We start from the raw sequence: 21,614 nt of genomic DNA, 5'->3' as shown, positions 1-21,614 counted from the left end.
GCGCTGGCATGACGGGTTCCTCGCGACGGTGGGACGGACGGCTGGAGGGTGGCGCGTCAGGCCGGACACGGGTCTCGACACATTGCTGTCTAGTCCAAAGGTTTTATAGGTATGACGCTCGTGCTTGCCGTGGAGATCGATGGCGACGGCTCTCACTCCGCCGCCTGGCGCCGGGCCGCGTATCCGCCCGCCGAGCTGCTCACCGCGCGTCGCGTGCGGCACGTCGCCGAGATCGCCGAGCGGGCCGGGTTCGGGCTCGTGACCCTCGACGACGACCTGCTCCCGCCCGCCGCCGGGGGGCCGGCCGGGCGGATGGGGGCGGTCGAGGGGCCGCGTTCGTCGCCGCCGCCACGAGTGTGCTCGGCGTCGCCCCGGTCGTGTCGACCACCTGCACGGAGCCGTTCCACGTCTCCTCGCAGCTCGCCTCGCTCGACCACATCGCCGCGGGCCGGGCCGGCCGGGTCGTCGCCACCAGCCCCCGGCCCGAGGCGGCCGCGGCGTGGGGGCGTCCCGAGGCCGATCCCGTGCGGGAGGCCCTGGATGTGCTGCACGGCCGTCGGGCGCCGCTGAGGGGCGGTCGCACTCCTCGCGGCCGCCCGGCGGTGCCGAACGTCAGTCGCGCTCCTCGTCGCGGGCGGGCAGCTCGCTCAGCAGCGTGAACTCGAACTCGACCTGGGTGGTGTCCGGCGCGTCCTCGGGCGTGACCAGGTAGGACTCGACGCGGAAGCCGAGGTTGAGCACCTCGGCGGCGCGGATGTGCTCGACGAGCTCGTCGACGGCGGAGAAGTACGCGGTATACATCACGGCGGGCCCGGCGCCCGGCTCCTCGGCCGGCTCGGCGGACAGCGTCTCGGGGGTCTCAGCAGCGAATTCAATCGTCACGAGCCGCGAGCCTACGACACCCGCCCAAGATCCGCGACCGTTGTTGTCTATCAAACCAGTGGATAATATGGGGTATGGGCATGCATCTGCACTGGTATCTGCCGACCAACGGCGACAGCCGGGACATCGTCGGATCCGGGGACGGGTCGCAGCACACGCTCGGCGCCGTCGCCGACGGGTTGCGGCGGCCCGGCATCGACTACCTCGGGCAGATCGCGCGCTCGGCCGAGCAGCTCGGCTTCGAGGCGGTGCTCACCCCGACCGGCACCTGGTGCGAGGACGCCTGGATCACCACCGCCGCGCTCACCCAGGTGACGAGGACGCTCAAGTTCCTCGTCGCCTTCCGCCCCGGCCTGATCACGCCCACCCTCGCCGCGCACCAGGCCGCCACCTTCCAGCGGATCTCCGGCGGGCGGCTGCTGCTCAACATCGTCACCGGCGGCGACCCCGTCGAGCAGCGGCGCTTCGGCGACCACCTCGACCACGACCAGCGCTACGCCCGCACCGACGACTTCCTCGCCGTGCTGCGCGGGGTCAGCGACGCCCCGGAGCCGTTCGGCTTCGCCGGCGAGCACTACCGGGTCGAGCAGGCCCGGATCCCGTTCGAGCCGTGGCGGCCGCCGGCGATTTTCTTCGGCGGGGCGAGCCCGGCGGCGGAGCGGGTCGCGGCCCGGCACGTCGACACCTACCTCGCATGGGGTGAGACGCCGCCGCAGATCGCCGAGCGGCTCGAACGGATGCGCAAGCTCGCCGCCGAGGCGGGGCGCACGCTGTCCTTCGGCATCCGCTTCCACGTCCTGAGCCGCGACACCGCCGAGGCCGCGTGGGCCGAGGCCGGGCGCCTGCTCGACCGCATCGACGACGACCGGGTGGCGCAGGTGCAGCACGGGTTCGCCGCGGGGGAGTCGGTCGGCCAGCAGCGCATGGCGGCCCTGCACGGCGGCCGGCGCGACCGCCTCGAGGTGTACCCGAACGTCTGGGCCGGCTACGGGCTCGTGCGCGGCGGGGCCGGGACCGCGCTCGTGGGCAGCCACGCGGAGGTCGCCGAGCGCATCCGCGAGTACCATGACCTCGGCATCGATCACTTCATCCTGTCCGGGCAGCCACACCTGGAAGAGGCGTACCACTTCGGCGAGGGCGTCCTGCCGATCCTGCGCCGGGCCGGGTTGCTCGCGCACTGACGGGGTAGGGAGAACCGCATGGCTCTGCGCTGGATCGCGCCCGACTACGGCGGCCCCGAGGTGCTCACGCTCGTCGAGACCGAGGTCCCGCCCCCGCGAGCGGGCGAGGTGACGATCGACGTGCGGGCCGCGGGGGTGAACCCGGCCGACTACAAGCACATCGCCGCCGCCCACGGGGCCGGCCGCGAGCTGCCGCTGCCGATCGGCTACGAGGTCGCCGGGGTGCTCAGCGCGATCGGGCCGGACACCGAGATCGCGTCCGGGGGCGGCGCGCCCGGCGACGCGGTCGTCGCGTTCCGGATCAACGGGGGGTACGCCTCCCAGGTCACCGTCCCCGCGAAGGACGTCTTCGCCAAGCCCGAGGCGCTGGACTTCCCGGCCGCGGCGAACCTGCTGCTCGCCGGGACCACGGCGGCGGAGGCCCTGCACGTCGTGCGCGCCGCGCCGGGCGAGACGGTGCTCGTGCACGGCGCGTCCGGCGCGGTCGGGATCAGCGTGCTGCAGCAGGCTCGCCTCAAGGGCATCTCCGTCATCGGTACCGCGAGCGAGCACAACTTCGGCCTGCTCCGCCAGGCCGGGGCGCAGGCGATCGCCTACGGTCCCGGGCTCGTCGACCGGGTGCGGGCGGCCGCGCCCGACGGGGTCGCGGCGGTCATCGACACCGTCGGCACCGACGAGGCCGTCGACTCCGTGGCGCAGCTGCTGCCGGACGCGAGCCGGGCGGTCACGATCGTCGCGTCGGACCGGTCGCGGGACGCCGGCATCCGGGCGATCGCCGGGGCGTTGCCGGACAGCGCCGCGTACCGTGACAGCGTCCGCGCCCGCCTGCTCGGCTGGGCCGGCGAGGGCCGCCTCGTCGTGCCGGTGGCCAGGACGTTCCCGCTGACCGAGGCCCTCGCGGCGATCGAGCTGGTGCGCAGCGGCCACCCGGGCGGCAAAGTCGCCCTGGAGCCGTGACACCCGACCGGGCGGCGCTCGCGCGGCTGCGGCAGCGGCCGCCCTCGACGCCCCGCCGCTCGTCGCGCCGCTGCGGGACGCCGGCCCGGCACCGCAACTCACACCGCGTCCGGGAGCTGGCCGTCCCCGAGGCGGATCGTCGCCGAGCAGCCCCCGCCCGGGCGTGAAACGGATGGCGAGCGTGCCGCCCGCGGCCGCGACGGCCTGGGCGGTGAGGGCGAGCCCGAAGTGGCCCGGCCTCGCCGGCTGCCGCGGGTCGAAGCGGGCGCCGTCGTCGCGGACGCTCAGCCGCGGCGGCCCGTCGAGGGCGACCGTGCTCGGGCGGCCGTGCCGCACGACATTGCGGATCAGCTCGCGGGCGCCGCGGGCGAGCAGCAGGGCGCGCTCGCCCGGGCCACGAGGCCGAGCCGGTCAGCGGCCAACCGCGTCGAGCTGGGACTGGACGCCGAGCTCGGCGCGGGTGGCCTTGAGGTAGTCGCGCACGGCGTGCACGGACAGCTCCGGCACCTCCGACTCGCGCGGGCTGAGGCGGGGGACCGGTTCCGGCGCCGCGCCGTTGCCGCGGATCGCGTCTTGCGCTGAAGTGCACTTGAGCTCCTAGCCTCCGCGGCATGACCTACGTGATCGCGTTGCCGTGCGTGGATGTGTTGGACAAGGCTTGCCTCGACGAGTGCCCGATCGACTGCATCTACGAGGGGGAGCGGATGCTGTACGTCCAGCCGGACGAGTGCATCGACTGCGGCGCCTGCGAACCGGCGTGCCCCGTCGAGGCCATCTACTTCGAGGACGACCTCCCCGCCGGGCTCGGCGGGTACGTCGCCGTCAACGCCGAGTTCTTCGCGGCGATCGGCTCGCCCGGCGGGGCCCCGAAGGGAGTCTCCGTCGCGGGCGACCACGCGGTCGTCGCGGCCCTGCCGCCGCAGGTCCACGGGGACGGCCCCGCCTGAGGTCATGCGGGGTCGTCCCGCCCGCCCGGCTCGTGCAGCCGGACCGGACCCGGGCCGCGCGTGCGCAGGCGGTCGTCGGGATTGAGCAGGTCGCACAGGCGCATCGACAGGCAGCCGCAGCCGATGCAGGCGGTGAGCTGGCGCTCGAGGTTCATGATGTACCGCCGCCGGTCCTCCAGCTCGCGCTTCCACAGCCGCGACACCCGCACCCACTCCCGGTGGCTCGGCGCCTCGTCGGCGGGCAGGGTCGTGAAGATCTCCGCGACGTCGGCGAGGGAGATGCCGAGCCGCCGGGCCGCGAGGATGATCGCGATGCGCCGCAGCATGTGCCGCCGGTACAGCCGCTGGTTGCCGCGGTTGCGCTCGGCCGTGATGAGCCCCTCCGCCTCATAGAACCGCAGCGCGGAAGGGGCGACGCCGGTGCGGGCGGCGACCTCCCCGACGGTGAGCAGGTCATTCGGGTGCGCGATCGGCTCCCTTGACACCCGTGGACCGTAGAACCTCAAGCGGGGTTGAGATCAAGACCGGTCTCGTGGCCAGCGTACGCACGACGATCCGGTGCCCGCGGGCGGCGAGCTCGAGCAGGATCGCGGTCATCGGGAAGACGTGACCCCTTGGCGGGCGAGGTGCAGGCAGTGCTCGACCAGCACCCGCACGGCGGGCCGGACGTCATCTTCAGCACGCTGGACAAGGCGATGCAGTCCCTGACACAGCCTTGTGGAGCTGGCAGGTACGGTGAAGTCCGCCTATCCAGGGAGCGGCCATGGGCTCGTTCGAGTGGCTCGGAACGGCAACGACTGCGCTGGTCGGGGCGGCCGGCATCGGCGCGACGCTCTGGATCTCGATCAGCACCCGAAGGCTCGGCGGACGTCAGACGCTGGAGGCTGAGAAGCGGCAGACGTACACGGAGATGTTCGTTCGGGGCGATCAGGTCACGGCCGCGATCAAGCGTCTGGAGGTCCTGCGGCACACCTGCGGTGACGATGCCGGCGAGGCGGTCATCGAACTGGACACCCGCCGCATGGAGCTGAACACCGCCCTCTATCAGCTGCTGCTCGTGGCGCCCCCGGATGTCAGCGCCGCGGCCGTCGACCTGTACTACCGGTACCTCGACGAGGTGGAGCGCTTCCGCGCCGGCGAGGAAGGCCATCGGCCGGCGGGGTTGGCCGCGCTTCGCCGGCGGCTGCTCTATGCGATGCGCGTCGATCTCGGCAGATCCCCCCTCATCGTGGCGGACGCCCCGTCCATGCGCGAGGGCGCCTCGCCGGTCGCCGCGGCGTTCGAGCGCCGGACGTCGACGGAGGGGAAGAGTCCATCGTGACCGGGCGCCGCCGTGACACGGTCCTCGCGCTGCTGCGCCCCTGGCACGACGGGTCCGCGTCGCTGGTGTCGGAGGCGTCGCTCGGGCACGACTGGGCCCCGGTGACGCGGCTGACGTTCGACCGCGACCTGCCCGGCATCGGCCGGACCGCGGTGGTCAAGACCCGCCGGACGGACGGGGCCGGTCACGGCGGCCCCGCTCACCTGCGACGCGAGGAGGCCGCGCTGCGCACGGCCGCGCCCGCCGGGGTCACCGCGCGGCTGATCGCCGCCGACCAGGCGGACGGCGTCGTGGTCACCACCGATCTGGGGGACTGGCCGACACTGGAAGCCGTCCTGCTCGGCGCCGATGCGGACGCCGCCGCGCGGGCCGTGGTGGAGTTCGGCATCGCCGTCGGGCGGCTGCACGCCGGCACCGGTTCCGCGGGCGAACGGTACCGGCAGGCGCTGGCCGATCTCGGCGCGCCGGAGACGGATGCCGGCCCTGGACTGCCCTGGCCCGGCGTGGACCGGTGGCAGGAACCCTACAGCACCCACTGGGCGACGCTGCCCGCCGCCGTGGTGGACGAGGCCGATCGCGCCTATCGCCGCGAGCTGGCCGCGACCATGCCCGCTGACGTCCTCGTCCACCTTGACGAGGCGCTCGCGGTCGGCGCCGCGGCGGCGCTCGCCGTCCGGGTCCAGCGGCTGCCACTCCTGGCCGCCGCCGGACAGCCCTCGCCCACCCGCCGGCGCCGGCGAGCGCAGCTCGTGCAGCAGATCGGGGTGTTCACCCGGCTCGCCGAGCGGGCCGGGACGCTGCCGGCGATGGCGGAGTGGTTCGCCCGGCTGGCCTCGGCGATGACCGCCCGCTGGCGGGACGCGACAACCCCGCCGCCGGCGACGTTCCCCGCCTTCCGGTCAGCCCGGAACGGATGACCGACCGGTCACGCCGCCTCGATCTCGCGCAGGTGGTCGGCCAGCTCCGGGACGGTCGCGAGCACCTGGGGCTCGACGCTCGCCCGGATCAGGCCGGCCTCCTCGTCGCCCCGTTGCCCTTCGAGGATGACGACGAGGAAGTCGGGCGGGAGCGAGCGGTGGACGCGGCCCTGGCGAGCGGTCGCGGTCATCGCCTTGCAGACTCGGGCCATGGCGGCGTCGTGCGCCGCGTCGAGCGCGTCCAGCGCCGCGTCGCGCTCGGCGGCATCGCTCGCGGGCGTGAGGTATTCGTCGGTGATGCGCTGGTACCACGGGCCCATCGCCTCGCTCGCGGCGTCCAGGACGTCCCACCGCCACTCCGGCGGGGCGAACCGCGTCGAGTACCCGTGGCGCTGGTCCACCGCCGCCTCGGTGTTGGCGGCGAGGGCCGGCGGGAGCATCCTGTCGCGGTCGCTGTAGAAGAGATGGAAGGCCGCGGCGTACAGCCGCTCGCCCGGATGTGCCGCGGCGAGACCGGCCAGGGTGTCGCATCCGATGTCGTGCCAAGCCGTCTCGAAGGCGTCCCAGTCCACCGGCGCACGCTACCGCGTCTTCGCCGGCCGATGGCACGATCCGCCCGCGGGCCGGGAGAATTACCTGCATATCCAGCAGATCCGGGCACGTGGTCAAGCGGTCGGTACGCCTTGAACGGTCCAGGTCAGCGCCGTTCGAGCCATGCCTGGTAGTCGCGGATCCTGACGATCGCGGCATCGAGTTCGGCGAGGATGTTCGCTTCGGCTGTCGCGGCGCGAGCGGTGTCGAGCAGACGCAGCGGTGCATCGCCTGCCATCCACGCCTCGACGCGTCCGAGCTCGTCGCAAACAGGTACCACGTAGTACGCGACGAACGACGCCAGGTGCCGGGCGGCGGTCGTGGAAGGCGTAGCGGACCAGATATCGAGGTAGGGCTGCAGATCCTCGTCAAATCCGCTCAACGCCTCGACCATGTCGTCCGCGGCCATCGCGGTGGGCCAGCCGGCCAGGAAATCTCGCCACAAGGCGAACCGATACGCCTCGACGGCGGCCCGATCCTCAGCCCGCCAGCCGGCCGCAGCCGCCTTGAGCCGGCTGAGCGTCTTGTCCAGCAGCGTGGGGTCATCGAACGCGCCGAGCGCGAACAGCTCCAGGATTCGCGGCGCGAAGTGCAGCCAGTCCCGCTCGTCGCCCCACGTCCCGCCGGCCTTCCACGCTAACCGGCGCAGCTGCCCGGCCGACAGGTCCTGCAGCGGGACCACCTGCAGCACCCGGACCTCGTCCTCGTCCACGCAGTGCCGGCAGTACGACATGTCCGGATTCAACGGGTACCGGGCGCAGATCCGGTACAGCGCGGCCAGTGCCTGACGCACGCCCGGCTGCATGCACCCCCCGTCCCGCAACACCACCATCGCAGACCGGTCAACGATCTCCTCGCCCATCATGTTCCAACGGCGACACGCGCGCTGTCCAGCGTGACGGGGTTGCCACGAGACACCGACGCATCGGATACACGCCGGCCCAGGAGGGTTCCGATCGTCCAGTTCGGCGCCCGGCTCGCGGCTGCTTGTGGTGGCTAGCGCAAGATGATCGCGTCAATCATGAGCGACAAGATGTCTGAGGCGCCCGGAGCGTCGAGGTCGGTGAAGACGAACGCGAGCACGGCGCCGTGGCCGGCCCAGATGCACGTCGTACCGCGCTGGCCCTGGCTGGTGAATTACGAGCACCGTATGTGCGGGCTCGGTCGGCAGGAGCGACCTCGGCAGACCGCTGCCGGCCTGGTAGCCGCCCCCGGCTGCCGCCGCTGCCTGAACGGCTGACCGCACCGCGTCATCGACTACCCAGTCGATCCCGGTGTCAACGGGCAGGTTCCGCGTCAAGGCCGGCGAGATCGACGTCGAACGCGGTGCCGGCGGAGCTCGCCATCCCGACGTGGAGCAGGAAGGCTGCGGCGTGAGCGGAAGGCGCGAGGACTCAGCGGGCGGAGACCGGCTCGGACGACGGCCGCCATTCCCGCTTGATGAGCCCGTAGACCCACGAGTCGGAGACCTCACCGTCCACGATGCAGTCCTCCCGCAGCGTCCCCTCCCGCACGAACCCGAGCTTCTCCAGCACGCGGGCAGACGCCACGTTGCGCGTATCGGTCTCGGCCTGGACGCGATTCAGGTCCAGCGTGTCGAAGGCCCACCGCAGCAGGGCGTGCGCGGCCTCCGTCGCGTAGCCGTGGCCCCACGCGGCATCGTCGAGGCAGTAGCTCAGCGCCGCGCTGCGGTAGTCCGGATTCCACCCGCTCAAGCCGCACCAGCCGATGAACGCCCCGTCGGGGACACGATCCACGGCCAGCCGCGCCCCGGTGCCGTCCTCCGCCATCTGCCGGCAAGCCGTGATGAACCGCTCGGCGCGTGCGCGGTCGCTCCACGGCGGCGCGTCCCAGTAGCGCAGCACGTGGGCGCTGCTGTGCAGCCTGAAGAGGTCGTTGGCGTCCGCGTCGTCGAAGGGACGCAGCCGAAGGCGAGCGGTGTGCAGCGTAGGCGTGGGCAGCGACTCGCGCGTCATGGTCCCTCCGATTGGTGGCCGGACATGCATCAGTGCCGCTCTGTGCCGGCAGCATCCGCGAAGTTCCAGTGTGCGGGCGGGGCGCCGGTCGTGCGGGTGCCGACCAGTTCGTACTCGACCACGATCACCTCCGGGCCGGTGGGCTCGTGCACGACCACGATGCGACAGTTGTCGAAGCGTACCGGGAACGCCGCCCGGCCCGCCGCCGTGAACGCCGGGACCCGTCCGGTAGCCGCGAGGTACCGGCGTCGTAGCGGCCGCTCCTACGCTCGGGCGCGACTCGCGCGTCGCGCGCGGGCGAACCACGGGAGGACGCATGAACAAGGCGCTGCGGATCGCGCTCGCGACCGCCACCGCGGCCGCGATGAGCGGGATCACCCTCGTCGGCACGGGCGGGGCGGCCTGGGCCGCGGGCACGTGCAGCACGACCTACACGTTCCGGACCGACTACGGTTCCCAGACGGTCACGGTGTACGTCCCGTCGACGGGCAGCACCGCGGCGAGCACGACGTGCGACATGGGCCAGGGCGCCCAGAGCGCGGCCGTGAAGACCCTCCAGCGCACGCTCAACAACTGCTACTACGAGAGCCTGTCCGTCGACGGCATCTTCGGCGCCAACACGAAGGCGGCGCTCAAGCGGGCCCAGGCCTCGGAGGAGCTGCGGGGCAACGACGTCGACGGCGTCTACGGCCCGATCACCCGCGACTCCATCATGCACTACACCAGCCTCGGCGGGCACGCCTGCAAGTACTGGAACGGCCCGGGCGGGCTGTAACAGCGCCGGGCGCGGCGCCCGTGGGCCGGCGGGCGCCGCGCGGCACCGGTACGGGGCCGCAGTGACGCGCAGGCGCGCCTGGCGACGGCGTGGCCGGCGAGTCCGACGGCCGGGGCGGGCGGTAGCGTTGAAGATCGGATGGGGATAATCGCATACTCAACCGATCGGGAATATGCGCCGTGCGTCCAGTGAGGGTGGGGCCGTGAGTGATGTCGATGTCGCGATCGTCGGCGGGGGAGCGGCCGGCGCGCTGGTCCTCGCGCACCTCTCGCGGCTCGCGGCGGCCCGGCTGCGGGTCGCGCTGATCGACCGCGGCCCGGGGGACTTCGGCAGCGGCACCGCCTACCGCACGCAGGACCCCGCCCACTTGCTCAACGTGCGCGCCGCGGCGATGAGCGCGTGGCCCGGCGAGCCCGGCCACTTCACCCGCTGGCTCGCCGCCAACGGGTGGGACGGCGTGACCGGCGACGACTTCGCGCCCCGCGCCGCCTTCGGTGCCTACCTCGCCGCGCTCACCGCCGAGGCGGCCGGCGGCGAGCACGCCGACGTGCGCCTGATCCGCGGCCGGGCCAACGGCGTGCACCGCCATCCCGAAGGGTGGACGATCACCATCGACGGGGCCGCCCCGGTGGTCGCGACCGAGGTCGTGCTCGCCATCGGCATCGAGCCGCCGGCCCTGGCGTGGGTACCGCGCCGCCTGCGCGTGCAGCCCCGCTTCGTCGCCGACCCGTGGCGGCCCGGCGCGCTCGACGGCGTCGGCCCCGACGACCCCGTCCTCATCGTCGGCACCGGCCTGACCGCGGTCGACGTCGCCGTGTCGCTGTCGGCCCGCACCGGGCGCCCGATCACCGCCACGTCCCGCAACGGCCTGCTGCCCTTCGCCCACACCCGCGAGGTCCGCCCGCCGATGCCGCTGGAGGGGACCGAGCGGCCCGCCACCGTCAAGCAGCTGCGGCGGCTGGTGCACCGCCGCGTCCGCGAGTCGATCGCGGCGTGCGGCGACTGGCGCCCGGCGATCGACGGCCTGCGCCCCCACACCCAGGCGATCTGGGCCGGGCTGCCCGTGGCCGAGCGGCGCGAGTTCCTGCGCCGGGACCTGCGCCGCTGGGACAACGCCCGGCACCGCATGGCGCCCGACGTCGCCGACGCGATCGCCGGGCTGCGGGCCGAGGGGCGGCTCGCGATCACGACCGAGCACCCGTCGGTCGCCATCGCCGGCGCCGACCCCGGCACCTGGATCGTCAACACCACCGGCCCCGACCCCGACCTCGCCGGCTCGACGAACCCGCTCATCCAGCAGCTGTTCGCCGAGGGCTACGTCACCAGCGGCGCCCTCGGGATGGGCTGGGCCACCACCGACGACGGGCAGCTGCGCGACGCCTACGGCAACCGGGTCCCGGGGCTGTGGACGCTCGGCAGCACGCGCCGCGGTCAGCTGCTGGAGACCACCGCGGTGCCGGAGATCCGGGCCCAGGCGCTCGCCCTCGCCGAGCGGCTGGGCGACACTCCGTCGCCGCGGCGCGCTCCCGCCCGCCGGGTCCGCCGCGACCAGTACGGGCTGCCGGTCCTCACCACCGCGCGGGCCGCCGAGCACTTCGACGACGCCGTGCGGCGGGTGCTGCGCGTCCAGCGCGGCGCGGAGGAGGCCCTGGACGCGGCGACGGCGGAGGATCCGTCGTTCGCGCTCGCGCACACCGTCCGGGCGTTGCTGGCCGTCGAGGGGGTCATCGACGCCGACGCCGGCGCCGCTTTGGCCGAGGCCGAGCGGGCCGCCCGGGCGCGCACCGACGGCCGCACCGCCAGCCTGCTGGAGGCCGTCGCCGCCCGCGTCCGGGACAACGACCCGGCCGGGCTGCTCGCGCACATCGACGAGTTCCCCCGCGACGCCCTCGTCGTCAACGCGTCCGTCCCGACGATCGCGTTCGGCGGTGCCACGCAGGTGCCGCAGCACGCCTGGGCCATCGTCGAGCGGCTGGCTCCGGTGTACGGCGAGGACTGGTGGTACCTCGGCCTCCTCGCGTTCGTACGGCAGGAACAGCACCGGTGGGCCCAGAGCGCCGACCTCGCCGAGCGGGCCCTCGCCGCCGACCCGGCCGGGGGCCACGCCGCGCACGCCCGCAGCCACGTGTACTACGAGACCGGCGAGCACCGCGCCGGCCTCGAGTGGCTCGACGGCTGGATCGCGGGCCCGGGCCGCGACGCGTTCCAGGGCGCGCACTACTCCTGGCACGCGGCCCTGCACGAGGTGGCCCTGCAGCGCTGGAGCGAGGTCGCGGCCCGGCTGCGGGGACCGCTGTCGCCGCAGGCGGTCAGCGGCGTGCGGGCCCTCGTCGACTCCGCGTCGCTGCTGTGGCGGTGCCAGGTGCTCGGCGCCCCGCCGTCGCCGGTGCCGATCGAGGCGGTGCTCGGGGCCGTGCCCGGCCGGCTGCTGCGCGAGCCCCGGACCGCGTTCATCGCCTGGCACGCCGCCCTCGCGCTGGCCGCCGCCGGGGACCTCGACGGGCTGGAGGCCCTGCGCCGGTACGCCACCGCCCGCACCGAGCCGGCCTTCGACCTCGTCGCCGTGCTCGTGCGTGCGCTGAGCGCCTACCTCGCCGGGGACTACGCGCTGACCGTCGAGCTGATCTCCCGCCGCACGGGCGAGTGGGTGCGGCTCGGAGGCAGCGACGCCCAGCGCGAGAGCATCGACGACACGCTGCTCAGCGCCCTGGCGGCCCGGGACCGGCTCAGGCCGAGGGGGCCGAGGGGCTCCGCAGCACCGTGAACGGCAGCGTGCGCCGCCGCGCGAAGCCGAGCGACTCGTAGAGCCGGATGGCGCCGACGTTGTCGGCGGCCGCGTGCAGGAACGGCGTCTCGCCGCGCTCGCGGATGCCGTGCGCCACCGCGCGGACCAGCCGGGTGCCGAGGCCCTTGCCGCGGTGCCCGGGGTCCGTGCACACGGCGCTGATCTCGGTCCAGCCCGGCGGGTGCATGCGCTCGCCGGCCATCGCGACGAGGGCGCCGTCGTGACGTACACCCACATAATTGCCCAGCCGGTAGGTCCCGGGCTCCAGCGGGCCCGGCTTGGTGCGGGCCACCAGGTCGAGCATCTCCGGCACGTCGGCCGCGCCCAGCCGCACGGCACCAAAATCCGGCGCGGTCGTCAGGGCGGCGGTGGCGACGAGCTGGACGCCGTCGAGCTGGGCCACGACCGTCCAGCCGGGCGGCGGGGTCGCGAGGTCGCCCGCGAGCAGGACGGTCGCCCCGGGGCCGACGAGGGCGTGCAGGTCGGCCCAGACCGCCTCGTCCTGCACCGGTGGCACCGCGGCGAAGGGCGAGACGTCGGCCGGGTAGCGCCGGGCCCGGCCGGAGCCGAGCGCGAAGTGCGCGTGCGGGCCGGTCAGCGAGGCCCACGCGGCCCGGTCCAGCACGTGGACGCCGGCGTCGAGATCGGCGCTGACGCCGGCATTGACGCCGGCACTCGCCAGGATGTCGCTCACCCGGGAATCGTAGTCGGCGGGGGAGTGCTGCTCATGCGGGCTCCGATCAGCGGGTCGAGGCGAAGCGGCGGTCCGGGCGCGGGCCGTCCAGGGCGAGGTCGGCCAGGACCCGGCCGATCGCGGGCGTGAACTTGAAGCCGGCAGCGGGACCAGGCCGCCGACGAGCTTGGCGCCCAGGCGTTCACGGCGGCGACGACCCGGCGGGCGCAGTACGTCTCGCCCTCGGTGTGCACGAGCACCTTGTCCTCGCCGAAGACCTCGATCGCGCTCACCTTGGCCGAGTGCCGCACGACGGCGCCGCGCGCGGCCGCATCGTGCTGGAGCGCCGCGACCGCCCGGTCGGCGTGCAGGCGGCCGCTGCCGGGGAAGCGCAGCGCGCGTGTCTCGAACCGGATGCCGGGCCAGCGCCCGGCGGCCGCCCGGGCCACCGGGCGGCCATGCGGTCAGCAGCAGCGCTCGGCGATGGCGTCGACGACCTTCGGGTCCTCGGTGAAGACCGGGTCGCCCGGGCGCGGGTCGTGGAACACGATGTCGGTGAAGCCGAGCCGCTCGTAGCGGCCGACGAAGTCCTCGAACGCGTCGACGCTCGCCAGGGGGCGCTCCGCCGTGTTGCCGACGAGGAAGTAGCGCTCGAGCGCCCGGGCCGGCCGGCCGTGCGCGGCCAGCCGCTCGTCGAGGATCGCGGCCTGCCGGCGCACCGCCGCCTCGGTCGCGGCCGCGGACTGGTCGGCGGCGTTGGGCTCGCCGTAGGTGATCCAGCCCTCGCCGATGCGGGCGGTCAGATCGAGCGCCCGGGGGCCGGCGGCGGCGATGGCGAGCGGCACCCGGGGGCGCTGGACGCAGCCGGGGTAGGTGCGGGCCTCGTCGGCGGTGTAGTGCCGGCCCCGGTGGCTGTGGGCGGGCTCGCGCAGCACGGCGTCGAGCACCTCCGTGAACTCGACGAACCTGGCCGTGCGCTCCTTCGGCGTCGGTGCCTCGCCGCCGAGGACGGTCGCGTCGAAGCCGGTGCCGCCCGCGCCGACGCCGAGGGTGAGCCGCCCCGCGCTGATGTGGTCGAGGGTCATCGCGTCCTTGGCGAGCGTCACCGGGTGGCGGAAGTTCGGCGACGTCACCATCGTGCCGAGCCGGACGCGGGAGGTGGCCGCGGCGAGCCCGGTCAGCCAGGGGACCGTCGCGTGCCAGGGCTCGTCACGGTACCGCCGCCAGGAAAGATGATCGTAGGTCCACAGGTGCGCGTAGCCCAGCGACTCCAGATGCCGCGCCCGGGCGACGGTCTGCGGCCAGGGATCGGCGGGCAACAGCAGGACTCCGATGCGCACCCGGCGATTCTAGTCAGCGCGTGATGCCGAGCGTGGCGACGAGGTCCTCGTGCAGCTCGAACCACACGCGGTGGCACGAGTCCACCTCGATGCCGGTGATCCAGGCCGGGTCGGCGGCCGAGCGGTCCAGCGCCGTGGCGAACCGCTCGTGGTAGCCCGCGAACCGGTCCAGGCGCGCGGTGAGCGCGCGCTCCAGGCCGCGCAGCTGCCCGGCGAGCGCGTGGAACGTGTCCGTGCCCCGGTCGGTCCCGAGCTGCCACGCGGTGAACGCCGCGTTCGCGTGCGCGTTGAGCGGCACGAAGCGGTCGTGGACGTCGCCGACGGCATCGCGCGCGCCCGCCCCGTCGAGCTCGTCGCGCAGCTGGGCCTCGTTGTGCCGGCGCCCGCGCTCGGTGAGCGACCAGCCGCTCAGGCCGGCGAACGCGGACCGCGACACGTGGCCGTAGGCCTCGGCGTCGAGCAGGTCGTCCTCGGTGCGGCCGGGGTCGAGGCCGAACCGGGCCGCGACGGCCGCGGTGTCGGCGAACCCCTTGAGCCGCACGGCGTGCAGCACCAGCATCATGGCCGCTCCTCGGTGATGGTGCCCGCGGCGCCGTCGACCGTCACGACGGTGCCGTCGGCGAATCGGCGAATCGAAGGGCCCACGCCCACGACGGCGGGGATGCCGAACTCGCGGGCCACGATCGCCGCGTGGCACAGCACCCCGCCGGTCTCGGTGACGACCGCGGCCACGATCCGCAACAGTGGCGTCCAGGCCGGGTCGGTGGTCCGGCACACCAGCACGTCGCCGGGCCGGACGCGGCCGAAGTCGTCCACCGAGCGCACGATCCGCACCGGCCCGATCGCCCGGCCCGGGCCGGCGCCCAGCGCGGTGATCGGGCGCGACTGCAGCACCCAGACGCGGCCGTCCGCGATCGCCCACTCGACGTCCTGCGGCGCGCCGAAGAACTCCGCGCAGCGGCGGCCCAGGGCGGCGAGGCGTTCGCGTTCGGCGGGGGAGAGGCAGTCGTCGTCGGGCTGGACGCGCCCGGAGACGAGGGCGTCGCCGAGGCCCCGGGCCGCGTCGATGACCACGGTGTCGCGGCCGTCGCGGGGGTCGCGGGTGAACAGCACCCCGGCGGTGTCGGCGTCGACCATCTCCTGCACGAGCACGGGGACCGGCCGCTCGGCGATGCCGAGGTGGCGGCCGTAGTCGCGCGCCCGCCCGGTGCCGGCCGCGCACCGTGCGACCGCGTCCGGGACGTCGTGCCCGCGGACGTTCAGCAGGGTTTCGTACTGCCCGGCGAACGAGGCCCCCGCCGAGTCCTCGGCGAGCCCCGACGAGCGCACCGCGACGGGCCGGTCGCCGAGGCGCGACGCGATCGTCCCGGCGGCGACCGGCCCGACGACCACGAACCCGTCCGGCACCGGGAACCCGGCCCGCAGCAGGCGGCCGAGCGCGTGGGCCTTGCCGCCGCACTCCGCCCCGGCGTCGGCGAGCGCGACGATGCTCACGAGTCGAGCCGGCCGAGGACGCGCTCGTGCCGCTGCTGCGCCGCCTGCGCGGTGCGCAGCCCGAGCGGGCGCGCGATCTGCGTCCAGGTGAGCCCCTCGGCGCGGGCGACGAAGAGCAGCCCGGACTCGAGCTGGTCGAGCTCGGCCCGGGCCGCGGCAAGCAGGGCGATGGCGGCGAGCAGGTCCTCGGGCAGCTCCAGCGCGTCGCGGTCGGTGTTCGCCCGCCACAGCGCCTGCCGGATCAGCGTGTGGGCGTCGTGGGGCTGCCCGTCGGCGAGCCACGGCAGTCGCGGCAGGTCCCGCCCGCCGCGCTCGGTCAGCCGCCGCCGCGCCTCCTGTTCCTCGTGCACCCGCCCAGCCTGGACTTCAACAATCTGTTTGTCAACAAGCTGTTGAAGCCAGGCCGTGGTGGAGGGCCGCGAACAGCCGCTCGAAGCGCGCCCGATGCGCGTCGAGCAGCTCACTCCGCGGCTCGCCGGCGACGAGGCGGCGGGCGGTTCCGACGAGGATGGTGCTGTACCCCGCGATGAAGAATGCCGCGAACAGCGCCGCGTCGCCCGTGAAGCCCGCATCGCGCTCCAGCTCGTCCGCCAGCGTCTCCTGCAGCTCGGCGGCGATCTCCCGCGCCCGGGCGATCAGCGTCGGCGAGCCCGCGACGGTCGCGAAGAACGGGGTCGACCGCTCGTCGAGCCCGCCGAGCGGGTCGCGGGCGTCAAGGAGCCCGAGCGTGCGCTCGCGCAGGGACGCCACGACGTCCACGCCCGCGGCCCGGTCGCGGACCGCGGAGCGCAGCAGCTCGGCGGCCTCGGCCGTGCGGTCCAGGAACAGGTCCTCCTTGCGCGGGAAGTGCTTGAAGACCGTGACGCTGGAGACCCCGGCCTCCCGCGCGACCTCGGCGACGGTCACCGCGTCGAAGCCGCGCTCGAGGAACAGCCGGGCCGCGACCTCGGCGATCCTCGCCCGTGTCAGCGGTCCGCCGCGCTCGCCGGTCCTGGGCATCCGACCCCTCCACTATGTTGTGTGACTAAGCTTAGTCACTTAACTTAGACGCATGACCTCCCGTGCATTCGACCACGCCCCGCGATCGCTGCGGGAAGCGTGGACGGCCCTGGCCGGGTTGTCCGCGGTGTTCCTGTTCGAGATGCTCGACAACTCGATCCTCAACGTCGCGCTGCCCACCATCGGCCGTGACCTGCACGCCTCGACCACCGCCCTGCAGTGGGTCACCGGCTCCTACGCCGTCGCCTTCGGCGGCCTGATGCTCGTCTTCGGCGCGCTGGCCGACCGCTTCGGCCGCCGCCGCGTCATGCTCGCCGGGCTCGTCCTGCTCGGCGTCGCCGGCCTGGCCACCGCGTTCGTGAGCTCGGTCGAGCAGCTCCTCGCCGTGCGCGTGGCCATGGGCGTCGCGGCCGCGATGACGACCCCCGGCTCGCTGGCCCTGGCCTTCCGGCTCTTCGCCGACGACGGCCTGCGCGTCCGCGCGACGACCCTCATCTGCACCGTCGGCCTGATCGGGCTCGCGATCGGCCCGACGGCCGGCGGCTTCCTGCTCGCCGTCGCCCCCTGGCCGGTCCTGCTCCTGGTCAACGTCCCGGTCGCGGCGCTCGCGTTCCTCGGCGTGCGCTTCGGCATCGCCCCCGACGACCCGGCCGACCTGCACCGCGACCCGATCGACGTCGCCGGCGCCGTCCTCGGTACCGCGGCGATCGTCCTCGCCCTCCTCGCGCCCACCCTGTTCGTCGGCGACGGCGCCGGTGACTGGCGGCCGTGGACCCTCACGGCCGCCGCGATCGCCGCGGCGGTGCTCTTCGTGCTGCGCGAGCGCTCGGCCCGGCACCCGCTGCTGGACCTCAGGCTCGTCGCGCACCCGCTGGTCTCCAGCGGCCTCGCGTTCAAGGCCGCCGCCGGGCTCGCGACGGCCGGCCTCGGATACCTGGTGACCCTGCAGCTGCAGCTCGACTGGGGCTGGACCCCGGCGCTCGCCTCGCTCGGCATGCTGCCCCAGGTCGTCGTCCTCATCGCCGGCGGCGCGCTCATCCGCCCGTTCGTGGACCGCGTCGGCCTCGGCCGCGCCGCCTGGATGAGCGCCGCCGCGGTCGTGTCCGGCCTCGCCGTCTTCGGCGTGCTGGGCCGCCACGGCTACGCCTGGGTCGCCCTGGCCCTGGTCCTCGTGGCCGCGGGCATGCGCGTCGTCGGTGTCGTCGCCGGGGTGAACGTCCTGCGCGGCCTGCCGCGGGAGCGCACCACGATCGGCGCGGCGCTGACCGACACGGCGACCGAGGTGACCTCGGGGGCGGGGATCGCGGTGACCGGCACGATCCTCGCCGCGCTGTTCACGGGCGACATCGCCACGACGGGCTGGACGGCCCACCAGACGGCGCAGTTCCGGCAGGCCTCGACCGTCGCCGGCCTCACCCTGGCCGCCGTGGCCGCGGCCCTGGTCGTCTGGGGCTTCCTGCGCGCCCGCCGCGCCGCCCCCGTGGCGCCCGGCGCCGGGCCGGTCCTCGCGCCCGCCTGACCGGGCCGGTGCGCCCCCGCGCCGCGGTGCGGCGGGAGCCGGCCGCCGGGCGCTGAGCCGCGCGTGCGGCCCGGCGCCCCGGTCACGCCGCCTCGGCCCCGATCATCCGCAGCGCCAGGCCGGCGTATTCGCGGGCGATCTCGGCCGGGCTCGTCGGGCCGGCGGGGTCGAACCACTGCGGCAGCGAGGTGCACATCGTGGCGATCGCCCGCCCGGTCTCCAGCGGCATGGCGGTGTGCGCGTCGCCGCGCTCGACGGCGTGGGTGATCTCCTGGTCGATGCGGTGCTGCACCGCGTCCCGCCGGGCCGCGACGCGGCCGCGGTCGGGCTCGTCGATGCTGCGCATCTCGCTGGCCCCGATGAAGGCCAGCTCGGGCCGCGACGTGTGGAAGAGCGCGAGCGCCTCGACGAGGCGCGCCAGGCGGGTGAGGGGGCCGTCGGCGTCGGCGGTGGCCTCCCGGATGCGCCAGTCGAGCTCGTCCATCGTGAGATCCAGGATGCGGACCAGGAGCGCCTGCTTGCTCTCGTAGTGGTGGTAGATGCCGGGGATGCTCATCCCGGCCCGGGCCGCGATCGTGCGCATGGTCGTGCCGTGGTAGCCGGCGCGGACGAACTCCTCGATCGCCGCGGCCAGCACCGGGTCGACCTCCGAGGGCCCGAAGACCCGCCAGGCCCTCGGGGCCTCGGAAGCCTGGGCGGCGGGCGCGTTGTGCAGCAGGAACCCGGTGGACACGTCCAGCGCCGCGGCGAGCTGGAGCAGCCGCTGCACCGAGACGCCGGTCCGGTCGTTCTCGATCGCGCTGATCGTCGCCGCGCTGACGCCGAGCCGGTCCGCCAGCGCGCGCACCGACAGCCCGCGGCGCTGTCGTGCCGCCCGCATCCGGGTTCCCAGCGTGACCGCCACGTGTTCAGGATAGCTGAACAGCGACCAATCCCACATCCGCGTTCGCCAACAGAATCAATAGCCAGCACCGAGCGACCGTTCTATAGTGCTGCCGTGGACGTCACCGACCTGATCCGCCCGGGCCGGCTGGGGCCGCTCCTCGCGGGCGTGACCGGCGACGAGCGGTGGGGCCGCCTCGAGGCGCGGCTCATCACCGGCGGCAAGTCCAACCTCACCTTCGAGCTCACCAGCGCCGCCGGCTCGCTGATCCTGCGCCGGCCGCCGACGGGGCACCTGCTCCCGCGCGCGCACGACATGGGCCGCGAGGCGCGGGTGCAGCGGGCGCTGGCCGCGACCGGCGTGCCCGTGGCGGCGATCGTCCTCGAGCAGCGCGAGCCCGACCTGCTCGAGGTGCCCTTCTACGTGATGGAGAAGGTGCCGGGCGTCGTGATGACTGACGCCGCCCTGGAGGCGCACGTCGCCACCGCGGCCGAGCGGATCGCCGTCGCCGACGCGCTCGTCGACACCCTCGCCGTGCTCCACGAGGTCGAGCCCGAGGAGGTCGGGCTCGGTGACTACGGGCGGCCGCAGCAGTTCGTGGCCCGGCAGGTGCGCACCTGGACCCGGCAGTGGGAGTCCGCCAAGACGCACGACGTCGCGGCCGTCGACGCGCTCGCCGCGCGGCTGGCCGGGCACGAGTGGCCCGAGCCGGCGCGCGCCGCGATCGTGCACGGCGACTACCGGCTCGACAACTGCATCTTCGACGCGGCGGACCCGTCGCGGATCAACGCCGTGCTGGACTGGGAGCTCTCCACCCTCGGTGACCCGCTCGCCGACCTGGGCATGACCCTGTTCTACTGGGTGGAGCGCGGCGAGCCCCGGCTCAGCCTGACGCCGGGCCTGACCGCGGAGCCGGGCTTCCCCGGCCGCGACCACGTCGCCGCGCGCTACGGGCGCGCCTCGGGCCGCGACCTGGCCCAGCTGCACTGGTACGTCGCGTTCGCCCACTTCAAGTTCGCCGGCATCGCCCAGGGGATCGCCGCGCGCGCCGCCGGCGGCCAGATGGCCGGGCAGGAGTTCGGCGACCTCGACGCCGAGATCGAACGCATCGCGAGCCGCGGACTCGCCATCCTCGACGAAGGGACGCCGTGATGGACTTCGAGCTGTCGGCCAAGGCCCGCGACGCGTGCGAGCGCATGTGGGACTTCATGAACGAGGAGATCCTCCCGGCCGAGCGGGAGTGGCACGAGCACCTGCGCGAGCACGGCGAGCACTCCTACCCCCCGGTCATGCAGCGGCTCAAGGCCTCGGCCCGCCGGCGTGGCCTGTGGAACCTCTTCCTGCCCAGGCTCAGCGGCATGACGAACCTGGAGTACGCCTCGGTGGCCGAGATCACCGGGTGGTCGCCGGTGATCGCGCCGGAGGCGATCAACTGCCAGGCGCCCGACACCGGCAACATGGAGACCCTGGAGCTCTTCGCCACCGAGCGGCAGCGCGAGCAGTGGCTCGAGCCGCTGCTCGCGGGCGAGATCCGCTCGGCGTTCGCGATGACCGAGCCGCAGGTCGCCTCCTCCGACGCCACCAACATCGAGCTGTCGATCGTGCGTGACGGGGACGAGTACGTCATCAACGGCCGCAAGTGGTGGATCACCGGCGTGGCGGACGAGCGCTGCAAGATCTTCATCGTCATGGGCAAGACCGACCCGCGGGCGGCCTCGCACCGCCAGCAGTCGATGGTGCTCGTGCCGCGCGACACGCCCGGCCTGCAGATCGTGCGCCACCTGCCGATCTTCGGCTACCAGGACCAGCACGGCCACTCCGAGCTGGCGTTCACCGACGTCCGCGTCCCCGTCGCCAACCGGCTGGCCGAGGAGGGCGACGGCTTCCTGATCGCGCAGGCGCGGCTCGGCCCCGGCCGCATCCACCACGCGATGCGCGCGATCGGCATGGCCGAGCGTGCCCTCGCCCTGATGGTGCGCCGCTGCAAGCAGCGGGTCGCGTTCGGCACCACCCTGGCCGAGCAGGGCGTGGTGCAGGAGCTGCTCGCCAAGTCCCGCATCGAGATCGACCAGGTGCGGCTGTACGTCCAGCGCACCGCGTGGCTCATCGACCGGCACGGTGCCAGTGGCGCCCGCTCGGAGATCGCCGGCATCAAGGTCGCCGCGCCCGCGGTCGCGACGGCCGTCATCGACCGGGCGATCGAGGTCTTCGGGGCCGCGGGGGTGAGCGACGACTTCCCGCTCGCCTACTTCTACGCCTGGGCGCGGGTCCTGCGCATCGTCGACGGCCCCGATGCCGTGCACCGGCGCACCGTCGCGCGCGCCGAGCTCAAGCGCGAGTCCCCGGCCCAGCACTGAGGTTGACCCACGGATCA

Annotated in this window: 25 protein-coding genes; 11 read left to right on the top strand and 14 right to left on the bottom strand. The window is 74.4% G+C overall.

Annotation, left to right across the window (positions count from 1 at the left end; all coding sequences use genetic code 11):
• The first annotated feature begins 8 nt into the window (after positions 1-8).
• Positions 9-659 (top strand): LLM class flavin-dependent oxidoreductase, encoded by a 651-nt coding sequence (locus ACQP2P_RS26485; RefSeq protein WP_433605120.1) that lies wholly within the window; start codon positions 9-11, stop codon positions 657-659.
• Here ACQP2P_RS26485 and ACQP2P_RS26480 read toward each other — a convergent pair.
• Positions 613-882 carry a hypothetical protein gene (locus ACQP2P_RS26480; protein WP_433605118.1) on the bottom strand — a complete coding sequence of 90 codons (270 nt, stop codon included), beginning with the start codon at positions 880-882 and terminating at the stop codon, positions 613-615. The genes ACQP2P_RS26485 and ACQP2P_RS26480 overlap by 47 nt on opposite strands.
• Positions 883-956: 74 nt before the next feature.
• Here ACQP2P_RS26480 and ACQP2P_RS26475 point away from each other — a divergent pair, with 74 nt between their 5' ends.
• The 3 genes from ACQP2P_RS26475 to fdxA all read left to right on the top strand — a co-directional run bounded on the left by ACQP2P_RS26475 (position 957) and on the right by fdxA (position 3,967).
• On the top strand, positions 957-2,063 hold the full coding sequence (locus ACQP2P_RS26475; protein WP_433605116.1) for an LLM class flavin-dependent oxidoreductase: 1,107 nt from the start codon (positions 957-959) through the stop codon (positions 2,061-2,063).
• A gap of 18 nt (positions 2,064-2,081) precedes the next feature.
• Positions 2,082-3,020 (top strand): quinone oxidoreductase family protein, encoded by a 939-nt coding sequence (locus ACQP2P_RS26470; protein ID WP_433605114.1) that lies wholly within the window; start codon positions 2,082-2,084, stop codon positions 3,018-3,020.
• A 611-nt stretch (positions 3,021-3,631) separates the two neighbouring features.
• Positions 3,632-3,967, top strand: a complete 336-nt coding sequence (gene fdxA, locus ACQP2P_RS26465) for a ferredoxin (RefSeq protein WP_433605112.1) — start codon at positions 3,632-3,634, stop codon at positions 3,965-3,967.
• Between the two features lie 2 nt (positions 3,968-3,969).
• Here fdxA and soxR read toward each other — a convergent pair whose 3' ends face one another.
• Entirely contained in the window at positions 3,970-4,452 is a 483-nt protein-coding gene (gene soxR, locus ACQP2P_RS26460) for a redox-sensitive transcriptional activator SoxR (protein WP_433605110.1), read from the bottom strand.
• 278 nt (positions 4,453-4,730) lie between these two features.
• On the opposite strand from soxR, the gene ACQP2P_RS26455 reads away from it, so the two are divergent.
• Both ACQP2P_RS26455 and ACQP2P_RS26450 read left to right on the top strand, forming a co-directional pair.
• A complete protein-coding gene (locus tag ACQP2P_RS26455) occupies positions 4,731-5,288 on the top strand; it encodes a hypothetical protein (RefSeq protein ID WP_433605108.1) in 558 nt (185 codons plus the stop codon).
• Positions 5,285-6,205 (top strand): hypothetical protein, encoded by a 921-nt coding sequence (locus ACQP2P_RS26450; protein WP_433605106.1) that lies wholly within the window; start codon positions 5,285-5,287, stop codon positions 6,203-6,205. The genes ACQP2P_RS26455 and ACQP2P_RS26450 overlap by 4 nt, the downstream gene beginning before the upstream one ends.
• A gap of 8 nt (positions 6,206-6,213) precedes the next feature.
• On the opposite strand, the gene ACQP2P_RS26445 is transcribed toward ACQP2P_RS26450, so the two are convergent.
• From ACQP2P_RS26445 to ACQP2P_RS26430, 4 genes are all read right to left on the bottom strand, one after another.
• Positions 6,214-6,777 (bottom strand): hypothetical protein, encoded by a 564-nt coding sequence (locus ACQP2P_RS26445; protein WP_433605104.1) that lies wholly within the window; start codon positions 6,775-6,777, stop codon positions 6,214-6,216.
• Positions 6,778-6,902: 125 nt separating this feature from the next.
• Positions 6,903-7,661, bottom strand: coding sequence for a hypothetical protein (locus ACQP2P_RS26440; RefSeq protein ID WP_433605102.1), 759 nt, complete (start codon positions 7,659-7,661; stop codon positions 6,903-6,905).
• A gap of 529 nt (positions 7,662-8,190) precedes the next feature.
• Positions 8,191-8,772 carry a GNAT family N-acetyltransferase gene (locus tag ACQP2P_RS26435; protein ID WP_433605100.1) on the bottom strand — a complete coding sequence of 194 codons (582 nt, stop codon included), beginning with the start codon at positions 8,770-8,772 and terminating at the stop codon, positions 8,191-8,193.
• A gap of 29 nt (positions 8,773-8,801) precedes the next feature.
• Positions 8,802-8,930: a hypothetical protein gene (locus ACQP2P_RS26430; protein ID WP_433605098.1), complete on the bottom strand. Its 129-nt coding sequence runs from the start codon at positions 8,928-8,930 to the stop codon at positions 8,802-8,804.
• A 158-nt stretch (positions 8,931-9,088) separates the two neighbouring features.
• On the opposite strand from ACQP2P_RS26430, the gene ACQP2P_RS26425 reads away from it, so the two are divergent.
• Together ACQP2P_RS26425 and ACQP2P_RS26420 are read left to right on the top strand one after the other, a co-directional pair.
• Positions 9,089-9,547, top strand: a complete 459-nt coding sequence (locus tag ACQP2P_RS26425; RefSeq protein ID WP_433605096.1) for a peptidoglycan-binding domain-containing protein — start codon at positions 9,089-9,091, stop codon at positions 9,545-9,547.
• 202 nt (positions 9,548-9,749) lie between these two features.
• Complete coding sequence (locus ACQP2P_RS26420; protein ID WP_433605094.1) at positions 9,750-12,311, top strand: FAD/NAD(P)-binding protein; 2,562 nt, start codon at positions 9,750-9,752, stop codon at positions 12,309-12,311.
• Here ACQP2P_RS26420 and ACQP2P_RS26415 read toward each other — a convergent pair.
• The 7 genes from ACQP2P_RS26415 to ACQP2P_RS26385 are packed head-to-tail and all read right to left on the bottom strand — an operon-like array spanning position 12,274 to position 16,838.
• Complete coding sequence (locus ACQP2P_RS26415) at positions 12,274-13,026, bottom strand: GNAT family N-acetyltransferase (protein ID WP_433605092.1); 753 nt, start codon at positions 13,024-13,026, stop codon at positions 12,274-12,276. The genes ACQP2P_RS26420 and ACQP2P_RS26415 overlap by 38 nt on opposite strands.
• The gene (locus ACQP2P_RS26410; RefSeq protein ID WP_433605090.1) at positions 13,023-13,454 is read right to left on the bottom strand and encodes an FAD-dependent oxidoreductase; all 432 of its coding nucleotides are present in this window, start codon (positions 13,452-13,454) and stop codon (positions 13,023-13,025) included. The genes ACQP2P_RS26415 and ACQP2P_RS26410 overlap by 4 nt, the downstream gene beginning before the upstream one ends.
• A gap of 15 nt (positions 13,455-13,469) precedes the next feature.
• Positions 13,470-14,345 (bottom strand): LLM class flavin-dependent oxidoreductase, encoded by an 876-nt coding sequence (locus ACQP2P_RS26405; protein ID WP_433605088.1) that lies wholly within the window; start codon positions 14,343-14,345, stop codon positions 13,470-13,472.
• A gap of 13 nt (positions 14,346-14,358) precedes the next feature.
• A complete protein-coding gene (locus ACQP2P_RS26400; RefSeq protein WP_433605086.1) occupies positions 14,359-14,907 on the bottom strand; it encodes a transcriptional regulator in 549 nt (182 codons plus the stop codon).
• Positions 14,904-15,839: a PEP/pyruvate-binding domain-containing protein gene (locus tag ACQP2P_RS26395; RefSeq protein WP_433605084.1), complete on the bottom strand. Its 936-nt coding sequence runs from the start codon at positions 15,837-15,839 to the stop codon at positions 14,904-14,906. Before ACQP2P_RS26395 ends, ACQP2P_RS26400 begins: the two co-directional genes overlap by 4 nt.
• Complete coding sequence (locus tag ACQP2P_RS26390) at positions 15,836-16,189, bottom strand: DNA-binding protein (RefSeq protein WP_433605082.1); 354 nt, start codon at positions 16,187-16,189, stop codon at positions 15,836-15,838. The genes ACQP2P_RS26395 and ACQP2P_RS26390 overlap by 4 nt, the downstream gene beginning before the upstream one ends.
• A 31-nt stretch (positions 16,190-16,220) precedes the next feature.
• Complete coding sequence (locus ACQP2P_RS26385; protein ID WP_433605080.1) at positions 16,221-16,838, bottom strand: TetR/AcrR family transcriptional regulator; 618 nt, start codon at positions 16,836-16,838, stop codon at positions 16,221-16,223.
• Positions 16,839-16,890: 52 nt separating this feature from the next.
• Here ACQP2P_RS26385 and ACQP2P_RS26380 point away from each other — a divergent pair, with 52 nt between their 5' ends.
• The gene (locus ACQP2P_RS26380; protein WP_433605078.1) at positions 16,891-18,357 is read left to right on the top strand and encodes an MFS transporter; all 1,467 of its coding nucleotides are present in this window, start codon (positions 16,891-16,893) and stop codon (positions 18,355-18,357) included.
• A gap of 82 nt (positions 18,358-18,439) precedes the next feature.
• Here ACQP2P_RS26380 and ACQP2P_RS26375 read toward each other — a convergent pair whose 3' ends face one another.
• Positions 18,440-19,261: a TetR family transcriptional regulator gene (locus ACQP2P_RS26375; protein ID WP_433605076.1), complete on the bottom strand. Its 822-nt coding sequence runs from the start codon at positions 19,259-19,261 to the stop codon at positions 18,440-18,442.
• A 93-nt stretch (positions 19,262-19,354) separates the two neighbouring features.
• Here ACQP2P_RS26375 and ACQP2P_RS26370 point away from each other — a divergent pair, with 93 nt between their 5' ends.
• Together ACQP2P_RS26370 and ACQP2P_RS26365 are read left to right on the top strand one after the other, a co-directional pair.
• On the top strand, positions 19,355-20,392 hold the full coding sequence (locus ACQP2P_RS26370) for a phosphotransferase family protein (RefSeq protein WP_433605074.1): 1,038 nt from the start codon (positions 19,355-19,357) through the stop codon (positions 20,390-20,392).
• Entirely contained in the window at positions 20,392-21,597 is a 1,206-nt protein-coding gene (locus tag ACQP2P_RS26365) for an acyl-CoA dehydrogenase family protein (protein WP_433605072.1), read from the top strand. Before ACQP2P_RS26370 ends, ACQP2P_RS26365 begins: the two co-directional genes overlap by 1 nt.
• Positions 21,598-21,614 lie beyond the last annotated feature (17 nt).

Source organism: Dactylosporangium sp. CA-139114, assembly GCF_050955725.1.
Taxonomy (GTDB): domain Bacteria; phylum Actinomycetota; class Actinomycetes; order Mycobacteriales; family Micromonosporaceae; genus Dactylosporangium.
Note: the sequence above shows the minus strand (reverse complement) of the source record. Positions and strands in the feature narration are given on the sequence as shown.